Annotated in this window: 13 protein-coding genes; 9 read left to right on the top strand and 4 right to left on the bottom strand. The window is 30.8% G+C overall.

The annotated features are described in order from the left end of the window. Positions 1 to 10 precede the first annotated feature (10 nt). From H0I23_RS06770 to H0I23_RS06730, 9 genes are all read left to right on the top strand, one after another. On the top strand, positions 11 to 448 hold the full coding sequence (locus H0I23_RS06770; protein WP_216785697.1) for a GNAT family N-acetyltransferase: 438 nt from the start codon (positions 11 to 13) through the stop codon (positions 446 to 448). Positions 449 to 453: 5 nt separating this feature from the next. Further along, a complete protein-coding gene (hisD, locus tag H0I23_RS06765) occupies positions 454 to 1,743 on the top strand; it encodes a histidinol dehydrogenase (RefSeq protein WP_216785696.1) in 1,290 nt (429 codons plus the stop codon). Further along, a complete protein-coding gene (gene hisC / locus H0I23_RS06760; protein WP_216786042.1) occupies positions 1,736 to 2,782 on the top strand; it encodes a histidinol-phosphate transaminase in 1,047 nt (348 codons plus the stop codon). Before hisD ends, hisC begins: the two co-directional genes overlap by 8 nt. A gap of 1 nt (position 2,783) precedes the next feature. Further along, a complete protein-coding gene (hisB, locus tag H0I23_RS06755; RefSeq protein WP_216785695.1) occupies positions 2,784 to 3,917 on the top strand; it encodes a bifunctional histidinol-phosphatase/imidazoleglycerol-phosphate dehydratase HisB in 1,134 nt (377 codons plus the stop codon). Positions 3,918 to 3,926: 9 nt separating this feature from the next. Further along, positions 3,927 to 4,511 (top strand): imidazole glycerol phosphate synthase subunit HisH, encoded by a 585-nt coding sequence (hisH, locus tag H0I23_RS06750; RefSeq protein WP_216785694.1) that lies wholly within the window; start codon positions 3,927 to 3,929, stop codon positions 4,509 to 4,511. Positions 4,512 to 4,520: 9 nt separating this feature from the next. Next, entirely contained in the window at positions 4,521 to 5,264 is a 744-nt protein-coding gene (hisA, locus tag H0I23_RS06745; RefSeq protein ID WP_216785693.1) for a 1-(5-phosphoribosyl)-5-[(5-phosphoribosylamino)methylideneamino]imidazole-4-carboxamide isomerase, read from the top strand. Positions 5,265 to 5,272: 8 nt separating this feature from the next. Next, on the top strand, positions 5,273 to 6,028 hold the full coding sequence (gene hisF / locus H0I23_RS06740) for an imidazole glycerol phosphate synthase subunit HisF (protein WP_216785692.1): 756 nt from the start codon (positions 5,273 to 5,275) through the stop codon (positions 6,026 to 6,028). Between the two features lie 4 nt (positions 6,029 to 6,032). Further along, positions 6,033 to 6,629 carry a bifunctional phosphoribosyl-AMP cyclohydrolase/phosphoribosyl-ATP diphosphatase HisIE gene (gene hisIE, locus H0I23_RS06735; RefSeq protein ID WP_216785691.1) on the top strand — a complete coding sequence of 199 codons (597 nt, stop codon included), beginning with the start codon at positions 6,033 to 6,035 and terminating at the stop codon, positions 6,627 to 6,629. A gap of 305 nt (positions 6,630 to 6,934) precedes the next feature. Further along, complete coding sequence (locus tag H0I23_RS06730) at positions 6,935 to 8,353, top strand: glycosyltransferase family 2 protein (protein WP_216785690.1); 1,419 nt, start codon at positions 6,935 to 6,937, stop codon at positions 8,351 to 8,353. A gap of 57 nt (positions 8,354 to 8,410) precedes the next feature. Here the strand turns inward: H0I23_RS06730 and H0I23_RS06725 are convergent, their stop codons facing one another. The 4 genes from H0I23_RS06725 to H0I23_RS06710 all read right to left on the bottom strand — a co-directional run bounded on the left by H0I23_RS06725 (position 8,411) and on the right by H0I23_RS06710 (position 11,607). Further along, entirely contained in the window at positions 8,411 to 9,331 is a 921-nt protein-coding gene (locus H0I23_RS06725; protein ID WP_216785689.1) for a YeiH family protein, read from the bottom strand. Between the two features lie 75 nt (positions 9,332 to 9,406). Then, complete coding sequence (locus H0I23_RS06720) at positions 9,407 to 10,291, bottom strand: LysR family transcriptional regulator (RefSeq protein WP_216785688.1); 885 nt, start codon at positions 10,289 to 10,291, stop codon at positions 9,407 to 9,409. Between the two features lie 73 nt (positions 10,292 to 10,364). Then, positions 10,365 to 10,745: a hypothetical protein gene (locus tag H0I23_RS06715; RefSeq protein WP_216785687.1), complete on the bottom strand. Its 381-nt coding sequence runs from the start codon at positions 10,743 to 10,745 to the stop codon at positions 10,365 to 10,367. Positions 10,746 to 10,803: 58 nt separating this feature from the next. Further along, positions 10,804 to 11,607 (bottom strand): DUF1853 family protein, encoded by an 804-nt coding sequence (locus H0I23_RS06710; protein WP_216785686.1) that lies wholly within the window; start codon positions 11,605 to 11,607, stop codon positions 10,804 to 10,806. Positions 11,608 to 11,609 lie beyond the last annotated feature (2 nt).

Below are 11,609 nucleotides of genomic sequence, written 5' to 3'. Positions count from 1 at the left end.
ATTTGTTTTGATGAATAACAATTTTAAATTAGAATTAATTCCTTACGAGAATATGGAATCTATTCTTCCTTTGGTAATTCAACTTAATAAGGGAAAGTATCCGCTAGAGGTTTTAAGAAGCCGTTTAAAAGATATGTTGGTTATGGATAGCTATAAATGTATTGGTGTTTATGATGAGCAAAAACTTATTGCATGTTGTGGTTTTTGGGTTTTAAATAAATTATACGCAGGTAAGCATGTAGAGCCGGATAATGTTTTTGTTGAAGCAGAGTATCGAGGTAAAAAAATTGGAGAGTTAATGATGAATTGGCTTTTTAATTATGCTAAAAGTATTGATTGTGTTGGGGCAGAAGTAAATTGCTACGTACATAACGAGAAAGGTAAAAAGTTTTGGGAACGCGAAGGTTTTCAGCCTTTAGGATATCACATGATTAAGAAATTTGATTAAGACAGATGAATAAAATATATAATCCTAAAAAAGAAGATTGGAAAGCTATATTAGAACGACCTACTAAAACAGTTGCCGATATAGAAGCTACTGTGAATCAGGTTTTTGAAGAAGTTAAAGGTGGTGGTGATACTATTGTAAAAAAATATACAGAGAAATTTGATGGTGTCTCGATTACTGATTTTTTAGTCTCTGATGATGAAATAGTGGAAGCAAATAGTTTAGTTTCTGTAGAATTAAAAGAAGCTATTCTTTTAGCAAAAGAGAATATAGATACATTTCATTCTGCTCAAAAAACTGAGGGTATTGAAGTAGAGACAAGTCCAGGGGTACAGTGTTGGCAAGTAAAAAGACCGATTCAAAAAGTTGGCTTATACATTCCGGGAGGTACGGCACCCTTGTTTTCAACAATTTTAATGTTGGCTGTTCCTGCAAATATTGCAGGTTGTAATGAAATTGTATTATGTTCTCCACCAAATAAAGAGGGTAAGATACATCCTGCTATTTTGTACACAGCAAATTTATGTGGTGTTACTAAAATATTTAAAGTAGGAGGTATTCAAGCGATTGCAGCAATGACTTTCGGAACAGAGAGCGTACCGCAAGTATATAAAATATTCGGACCAGGAAATCAATACGTAACCGTAGCAAAACAAATAGCAACTAAACATGGTGTGGCTATTGATATGCCAGCAGGACCAAGTGAGCTTTTGGTTGTAGCAGATGATACAGCTAATGCTGAATTTGTAGCTTCAGATTTATTAAGTCAAGCAGAGCATGGAATTGATAGTCAGGTTATATTAGTATCTTTATCTAAAGTGTTGCTTGAAAATGTAGAAAAAGCTATTGAGGAACAAATTCAAGATTTACCACGTAAAGAAATTGCACAACAAGCAATAGATAATAGTAAGTTAATTTATATTGAAGATGCTGAAACAGCACAAGAATTAATTAATGAATACGGGCCGGAACATTACATTGTTTGTGTTGAAGATGAAGGTTCGTACCTAAGCGCAATTACGAACGCAGGATCTGTTTTTATTGGTAACTATACACCAGAAAGTGCAGGAGATTACGCTTCAGGCACAAACCACACTTTACCTACAAATGGCTATGCAAAACAATATAGTGGTGTGAATTTAGATAGTTTTATGAAAAGCATGACTTTTCAAAAAATTTCTAAACAGGGAATACAAGAAATAGGTAGTGCAATTGAATTAATGGCAGAAGCGGAAGGGCTTCAGGCGCATAAAAATGCAGTTACGTTACGTTTAAATAGCTTAGATGATGAATAAGGTAGATATAATCGGACTTGTTCGTGAGAATGTAAAAGGACTTAGTCCTTATTCTTCAGCTCGTGATGAGTATGTTTCTGACGGTTCTAAGATGGTTTTTTTAGATGCCAACGAGAACCCTTTTGAGAATGGAGTTAATAGATATCCTGATCCTCAGCAAAGAAGTCTAAAAGAAGTTTTAGCAAAGCAAAAGGGGGTTAACGCAAGTAATATCCTTTTTGGTAATGGTAGTGATGAAGTTTTAGACCTTATTTTTAGAGCTTTTTGTGAACCTAAAAAAGATAATGTTATTACACTTCCACCTACATATGGAATGTACAAGGTGTTATCTGGTATAAATGATATAGAAAATAGAGAAGTGCTTTTAACTTCTGATTTTGAACCTGATGTAGATGCTATTCTAAATACAGTAGATTCAAATTCTAAATTATTGTTCCTATGTTCGCCTAATAATCCAACAGCTAATAGCTTTAATTCAGATAGTGTGCAAAAACTATTAAATACCTTCAAAGGTATTGTAGTTATTGACGAGGCTTATATTGATTTTTCGGATGAAGAAAGCTGGATTAGTAAATTAAGCGCTTTTAATAATTTAATTGTAACCCAAACTTTTTCTAAAGCATGTGGAATGGCAGGGATTAGGTTAGGTGTTTGTTATGCTTCAGATGAAATTGTAAGTGTTCTTAATAAAATTAAGCCTCCTTATAACGTAAATGAATTAACGCAAAAGAGAGCATTAGACCGAATTTTAGATATAGATAGAGTAAATTCGGAAGTATCTGATATACTTATTGAAAGAAAGTTGTTATCTAAAGCATTACTTCAGCTAAAATTCATAGTTAAAGTTTATGAATCAGATGCTAATTTTATACTAGCAAAGGTTGATGATGCTACAGAGCGTTACCATCAATTATTAAAAAAAGGTGTTGTTGTGCGTAATAGAACTACACAGCCATTATGCGAGAATACACTTCGTTTTACGGTGGGTACAAAAAGCGAAAATCAAAGACTAATAGAAGTTTTAAAAGATATTAATTGAGATGAAAAAAGTACTTTTTATAGATAGAGATGGAACTATTATTAAAGAAACTATCGATGAGCAAATTGATGGTTTCGAAAAAATGACATTCTATCCGAAGGCATTTACTTTTTTGGGCAAAATAGCAAAAGAGCTAGATTATGAATTGGTAATGATTACTAATCAAGATGGTTTAGGTACGGATGTTTTTCCGGAAGATACTTTTTGGCCAGTTCATAATTTTATCATGAATTCTTTTGAAAATGAAGGTGTAGTTTTTGATAAAGTATTTTTAGATAGAACTTTTCCGCATGAAAATGCAGATACACGTAAACCAGGTACAGGTTTGTTAACTGAGTATTTCACTGAAGCGTATGATTTAGCAAATTCTTTTGTTATAGGTGATCGCTTAACAGACATGGAGTTGGCGAAAAACCTTGGTGCTAAAGGTATTTTTATAAACGATGAAACTAATCTTGGTACAGGGGAAATTACAGTAAAGCGTGATGATTTAGATGCTTTTATTGATATAGAAACAAATGATTGGGAAAAAATTTACGAATTTTTGAAGTTGAAAGACAGAGTTTCTGAAATTAGTAGGAAAACAAATGAAACAGATATTCAAATAAAAGTAAATTTAGATGGTACAGGTAAAAGCAGTATTTCTACTGGTTTAGCTTTTTTCGATCATATGTTAGATCAACTGGCTCGTCATGGTCAAATGGATTTAGATATTAAGGTAAATGGTGATTTAGAAGTAGATGAACACCACACTATTGAAGATACTGCAATTGCTTTAGGGGAGGTTTTTCATAAAGCACTTGGTACTAAATTAGGTATTGAACGTTATGGTTTTTGTTTGCCAATGGATGATTGCTTGGCACAAGTGGCTATAGATTTTGGAGGTAGAAACTGGTTGGTTTGGGCAGCTGATTTTAAAAGAGAAAAAGTAGGTGATATGCCAACAGAAATGTTTTTACATTTTTTTAAATCATTTAGCGATGGTGCAAAAGCTAACCTGAATATAAAAGCAGAAGGCGATAACGAACATCATAAAATTGAAGCAATTTTTAAGGCTTTTGCTAAAGCAATTAAAATGGCAGTAAAAAGAGATGTAGAAAAAATGGTATTACCATCTACAAAAGGAATGTTATAAAACATATCAATGAAAATTGTAATTATAAATTACGGAGCAGGAAATATTCAAAGTATTAAATTTGCAATACAACGTATTGGTTTTGAGGCTGTTTTAACGGATGATGTAAATGAAATTCTAGCGGCTGATAAAGTTATTTTTCCAGGTGTGGGAGAGGCTAGTAGTGCTATGAAAAAATTACGAGCTAGTGGATTAGATAAGTTGGTTCCTAAATTAAAACAACCTGTTTTGGGTATTTGTTTAGGAATGCAGTTAATGTGTAATTCAACTAAAGAAGGTGATACAAAAGGCTTGGGTATTTTTAATATTGATGTCTTGAAATTTACAAACAAAGTTAAAGTGCCCCAGATAGGTTGGAATCAGATTAAAAATTTGAAATCAGATTTATTTAAAGAAATTTCAGAAGAAGAGTATATTTATTTAGTGCATAGTTTTTATGCTCCGCTTTGTAATGAAACTATAGCTGAATCTGATTATGAGCTTGTTTATAGTGCAGCTTTGAAAAAAGATAATTTTTACGGAACTCAATTTCACCCAGAAAAGAGTAGTAGTGTTGGGGAAAAAATTCTAAAGAATTTTTTAAATCTAAATTAATAAGTAGTTATGAGAATTATACCTGCAATTGATATTATAGACGGTAAATGTGTTCGACTTTCGAAAGGAGATTACAATACAAAAAAAATATATAATGAAAGCCCTTTAGAGGTAGCTAAAGAATTTGAAGCTCATGGGATTGAGTATTTGCATTTAGTGGATTTAGATGGCGCTAAATCTAAACACATTGTAAATCATAAGATTTTAGAGCAAATAGCTTCTCAAACAGCTTTAAAAATTGATTTTGGAGGTGGTTTAAAGACAAATGATGATCTACGTATAGCATTTGATAGTGGAGCTTCTCAAATTACAGGTGGTAGTATCGCAGTGAAGGATAGAGAAACTTTTTTAGGTTGGATAGAAACCTATGGGGCAGAAAAAATCATCTTAGGAGCTGATGCTCTAAATGAAAAGATTGCAGTTTCAGGCTGGCAAGAAGATTCTAAAGAAGAATTGATACCGTTTATACAGGCATATCAAGGTAAAGGAATTGTTTTTGTAATATGTACTGATATTAGTAAAGATGGTATGTTAGAAGGTCCTTCGTTTGATTTGTATGAAAAAATATTAAACCAAACGACAAAAGGTATTGATGGTTCAGGAATAAATTTAATAGCTTCAGGTGGTATTTCAACTTTTGATGAGTTGCCAAGGTTAGCTGAACTAGGTTGTGAAGGAACAATTATAGGAAAAGCTATTTATGAAAATAGAATCAGCTTAAAACAATTAGAAAATTTTATTTTAAATAAATAAAAACGAAAATGCTTACAAAACGAATAATTCCTTGTTTAGATATTAAAAATGGAAGGACTGTAAAAGGTGTTAACTTCGTTGATTTACGTGACGCAGGAGATCCGGTTGAATTGGCAGAAATATATGCGAATTCAGGAGCAGATGAATTAGTGTTCTTAGATATTTCGGCAACAGAAGAAAGACGTAAAACTTTGGCAGACTTAGTATATCGTGTAGCTGAGAAAGTTAATATTCCGTTTACTGTAGGTGGTGGTATATCTTCAATTGAAGATGTAGATATCTTGCTTCAAAATGGAGCAGATAAGGTATCTATAAATTCATCAGCAGTAAAAAATCCGCAATTAATAAATGATTTATCAGCTAAGTTTGGTTCGCAATGTATAGTTGTTGCTATAGATGCTAAGTTGATAGATGGAGTGTGGATAGTACATTTAGTAGGAGGAAAAGTGCCAACAGAACTTAATTTGTTTGACTGGGCAAAAGAGGTTGAAGAACGTGGTGCAGGTGAAATTCTGTTTACTTCTATGGATAATGATGGAACTAAAGATGGATTTGCAAATGAAGCTTTAGCAAAATTATCTACAGACTTAAATATTCCGATTATTGCATCTGGTGGTGCTGGTAATATGCAACACTTTACAGATACATTTATAAAAGGAAAAGCAGACGCAGCATTAGCAGCAAGTGTTTTTCATTTTAAAGAAATAGAAATAAAAGATTTGAAAGTAGAGTTGGCTAAAAATAATATTCTAGTTAGATTATAAGATTATGAAAATAGATTTCGATAAAAATTCAGACGGATTAGTACCAGCAATTATTCAAGATGCAGCAACTAAGAATGTGTTAATGTTAGGGTATATGAATCAAGAAGCGTTTGATAAAACTCAAGAAACTAAAAAAGTTACTTTTTTCAGCCGTACCAAAAACCGTTTATGGACAAAAGGAGAGGAAAGTGGTAATTTTTTGAACCTGGTTTCAGTTAAAAACGATTGTGACAATGATACGCTTTTGATAATGGTAAATCCAACAGGGCCAACATGTCATACAGGTTCAGATACGTGTTGGAAAGAAGATAATGATAGTTCTTTCGGTTTTTTATCAGAATTAGAGGCTATTATTAAAGATAGAAAAGACAACCCTGAAAATAAAGATAGTTATGTAGCTTCTCTTTTTAGAAAAGGAATTAATAAGGTGGCACAGAAAGTAGGAGAGGAAGCAGTAGAGGTTGTAATTGAGGCAAAAGATAATGATGATAAGCTATTTTTAGATGAAAGCTCGGATTTACTATTTCATTATTTAATTTTACTTCAAGCAAAAGGCTTCACTTTAAAAGATATTGAAAAAGTATTGAAGAGTAGGCATTAAATAATAAACTTAAAATTTTTAAAAGCAGGAATTATCACTAAATGGTAGTTCCTGCTTTTTTTATATAAAAAAGCATAGTTCGAGAGCCATTTTGTGTTTTGTTACGTATATCAATGGGTTAATGAAATTTTGGATTGTTTTGTAACTGTGTAAAAGCTGTGTAATTACACATAGAGTGTGTAAAAATTATACACTTTTAAACTGAAATACCTCGCAAACACCCAGTAAAAAGGGTTTTATTTCAAATGGTATAAAACTTGCAAATACCTAAATAGAATTGATACAAAATTTAAAGAACGCATAAAATGAAAACAGGATCTATTACTTTAAAAGAATTTTATTCTTCTGTTAACGACAAATTAGTTAATGGAAGTAGCCAAGCCAAATCTGCAGTAAAATTATCTAATCCATGGGCTATAGTAGTCTTGGTTAGTTCATTTATATTAATGATTGGAGCGGCTTATCTAGTTTATATTTTACAAGACGATTTTTCTAAATTTAATGTAGAAAGATTTAATACAAGTTGGGGGTTTGCATTTTTTGTTGTTGCAGCATCATTGTTTGTATTTAAAGCATTATTCTTTGCTTATAATTTATTCTTATACTTTAAGTATAAGCCTATAGAGTCTGTTAAAGATGAAGAGTTGCCAACGTGTACTGTTATTGTTCCTGCTTACAATGAAGGGAAACAAGTTTGGGCAACATTAATGAGTTTGTCTAAAAGTGAATATCCAGAACATAAATTAGAATTATTAGCTATTGATGATGGTAGTAAGGATGATACTTGGCACTGGATGAAAGAAGCTAAAAAAGTTTTAGGAGATAGAGTTACTATCATGCAACAACCTAAAAACATGGGTAAACGTCATGCTTTATACCGTGGTTTTAATTTAGGAAAGGGAGAGATATTTATAACAGTTGATAGTGATTCAGTAGTAAATACAGATACATTAAGAAATTTAGTGAGTCCGTTTGTTGTAAACGAAAAATGTGGTGCAGTAGCTGGTAATATTCAGGTGTTAAATAATAAAAAAGCATTATTACCAAAAATGCTTAATGTGAGTTTTGTAATGAGTTTTGAGTTTAAGCGTTCAGCAGAAAGTAGTTTAGATTCTGTATTGTGTACTCCAGGAGCATTAGCAGCTTATAGATCTACAGCAGTTTTTGGTTGTCTTGATGAGTGGATTAATCAAACTTTTATGGGTCAGCCATCTGATATCGGAGAAGATAGAGCGATGACAAATATGATATTAAAGCAAGGATATCATGTATTGTTTCAAAGAAATGCATATGCTTATACAAACGTTCCTGAACAATATACAGGTTTGTACAAAATGTTTATTAGATGGGGTAGAAGTAATGTTAGAGAAAACATTGCAATGTCTAAATATGTATTTACAAACTTTAGAAAAGAATCTAAATTTGGATCAAGACTTTTATTTATTGGTCAAGCATTAAAAATTATAATGACTTACCCGTTCTTATTATTTATGTTGTTCTTCATTATAACACATCCAATTTTGTTTATTAGTTCTACTCTTTTGGGTATATTAATTGTATCTACATTCCCTGTGTTATTTTATGCGAAACGATATAACTTATCAGAAGCTTTTTGGGCATATTCGTATAGCATATTATTTACTTTTGGTTTGTTCTGGATTACTCCATATGCAATTGCAACTGCAAGCAGAAGAGGTTGGTTAACTAGAGAATTAGCATCTTAATTAAAAATATATTAATAGAAAGCCGCATCATATTATATGATGCGGCTTTTTTTTGTTTTAGAAAGTGATGTATATAAGAGAAAAAATAGCTATAAAAACCCAAAGACTGAATGCTAAAAGTATAGGTTTGTAGCCTGTTGATATTAAATCTTTAATTGAAATAGTACTACCAACTAAAAAGAGTGTTACTATTAATAATTTTTTAGATATAGTTACAATTGACTGGGTAGCAATTTCAGGTAAAAAATTATAGCTATTAATAGTTATTGCGATGATGAAAAGTAATATAAAATAAGGTATTTTAATGCGTTCTCCTTTAGTTTTAAAAATAAACATAGATATTACTGATAAAGGTACAATCCAAAGAGTTCTTGATAGTTTAACAGTTGTGGCAATGCGTAAAGCCTCATCGCCATAACCCAGAGCAGCGCCTACAACAGAGCTCGTATCATGAATAGCAATTGCACACCATAAACCAAATTGATGCTGGTTTAAGTTTAGTAAATGTCCTAATAGAGGAAAAACAAACAATGCAATTGCGTTTAATGTAAAAACAACACCTAAAGCAACACTAATAGTTTTACTGTTCGCACGAATAACAGGTGAAATTGCTGCAATAGCGCTTCCTCCACAAATTGATGTTCCTGAAGTAATTAAATGCCCTAAGTTTTTATCTATTTTTAATAATCGGGTTAATAAGAATCCTAGGCCGACAGTAAATAGAATAGAGAAAAATGTAAGGCCTAAACCATCAGAACTTGTTTCTATTGTATCTTTTAAATACATACCAAAACCCAATCCAATTATAGAAATTTTTAAAAGTATTTGAATTGAATTATGGATTAATTTATCAAAAGAGCTTTTAAAAAATAAGGAAAATATAAAGCCAAGAAGTAATGCTGTGGGGCTATTGATAAAGCCAAACAAAGCAATTATGATAATGCCTATAAAGATAGAAAGAGATACAACTTGCTTCATTGTTTATTAATTTGATAAGACAAAATTAATAGTTAATGATAACTTTTAAGCAAATTTAATTCGAATCTATAATAACTAAAAGTTATAGTTCTTCAGGATGAATTTCTCAAAATAATCCATCATGTTAGATTTGTAACCTGTTCTTGATACAAAGTAAAACCACCTTTCTACCGAAAACCCTTTAACGTCTATAATTTTAAGTTTATTATTAATTAAGTCTTCACGAACAGCATGTATAGATAGCAAAGCATAAGCATCAGAATAGTATAAATAATTTTTTATGGCTTCTGTGCTATTTAATGTTACAGCAATATTTAAAGAATTTATATTGTGCTTTTGTAAAGTTTCTTGTATTATTTCGCGTGTGCCTGAGCCAGACTCTCTTTTAATTATTTGTATTTCTTGTAATTTTTTTAAGGAGATATTCTCTTTATTGATTTTGTTGTTTTTAGCACTAGTGACTAAAACAATTTCATCTTTTATAAGTTTTTTAAAAGATAGTTTCGGGTTTGAGTTTTTTCCCTCTGTAACTCCGAAGTTTAATTGTTGGTTTAGTATTAAATTCTCAATATGCTCAGAGTTGTCACTTTCTATTTGAAAACTTGTTTTTGGGTACTGAGTTCTGAATTTAGCAATGATTTTAGGAATAATATAACTTGCTAGAGTAGTGCTAGCACCAAATGTTATAATATCTGGTAGTTGGTTATCTTTATGGATAAATTGATTTTCAATTTCTTCATAAACATCAAGAATTCTTTTCACATAAACCAAAAATGACTTTCCGTCTTCAGTAAGTTCAATAGAATTTCTATTTCGAATAAAGAATGTGGTATTGTATTCATCTTCTAAATTTCTAATTGCTTTAGAAATTGCAGGTTGCGATATAAATAGTTGTTCGGCCGCTTTAGTAAAGCTAGAGTGGTGGGCAACTGATTTAAAAATCTTAAGTTTATTATCCATAAATATAAAATAGCAGACCAAAGGTACTTTAAACTTTATAGATTAGATAAAAGTAATTTAGATATGAAAAAATCTAGTTTTCGGCAGTTTCTACGGATTTAAGATCTAATTCGGTAATAAAATCTTGTGTGTTTTTATAAATTCTTTTACTGTAAAATCGACCTCGATCCCAGTCAGGAGCGTCTACTGCATGTTCTAAGTCACTTATTGTGTTTTTGATTTTTAATTTCATCTCTTCATCATCATAATTTTTTATGTAATAAGAAATATCGGTATAGGCATCTAATGCTTTTTCTGAATAATATTTTTGATGATCGAAATTATTAGAACTTAAGGCTTTTTTAGTATGGTTTAAGGCATATGTTGCTTTAGTATAAATCATGTCCCACTCTGGTTCTGTATTTGTAAATTGAAAAGAAAATAGAATACAGAAGATAATTGCTAATTTAGCCATAGAATTTATTTAAGTAGGAAAATATCTACATATAACGTGTTTTTTGAATAATTAGTGCTTACCACCACACAATAAATAGTTTAGATATTTTATTAGTTGAACTTTTCATCCATAACATTGGTGCTCGTTTTAATTCATGCGCTATTTTAATTGTTTTTAAAGCGGTATCATGTGTTACCCAATTAACTTTCGTGTTCGGTATAACAATCCATTCTTGTTTAGTGAGTACATAGTATTCACATTCTTTAAAAACTAAAAAATCAAAATCTGTAAATTTTAACCAAGAGCCAATTATACAATTTTGATTTAAATTTTGTAGCGTTATGTGTTTGTTAAAAGGTTTGAAAAGTTGTGCTTTAAAACAAGCTTTTGATGTTATTTTATTAGGATCAATATTGTTCAATTCTAAGAATTTTAAAGCTTCATTAGTTTTTAAAAGAGAAAATTGCTTGTTCTTAATTTTTTGAACTTTTTCAAAGAAAGCATCTTTTCTGTTTGGCCCAACTAGTTGATGTATTTCATCAGAAATAGTATCATCTATAATGTAAAACTTATACGTTAATTCTACGTGTGTTATCTCTTGATTATTAGTGTTTTGTAATATAAAATCTATTTCACCTAATGTCCTATTTTCACTTCGTATGGGTTGATTGAAAATTAGCGTTTTATAATTTAAAGAAGAGGTTATTAAGTGTTGAAAAATATATTCAATTTGTTGTCCTAACCTAATGTTTTCTGGAATAGGTTTTAGATTAAATTTCTTCAAATCAATTTTAGGAAAAATAAATTGTGGTACATTGTCAAATGTACTATTCCATAATTCTTGGGTGTGTAAAAACCCTTCTACATGTTTTAAATTCATAA

It is taken from the genome of Cellulophaga sp. HaHaR_3_176, assembly GCF_019021925.1.
Lineage (GTDB): Bacteria > Bacteroidota > Bacteroidia > Flavobacteriales > Flavobacteriaceae > Cellulophaga.
The sequence above is the reverse complement of the archived record's forward strand: the minus strand, read 5'-3'. Positions and strand labels throughout refer to the sequence as shown.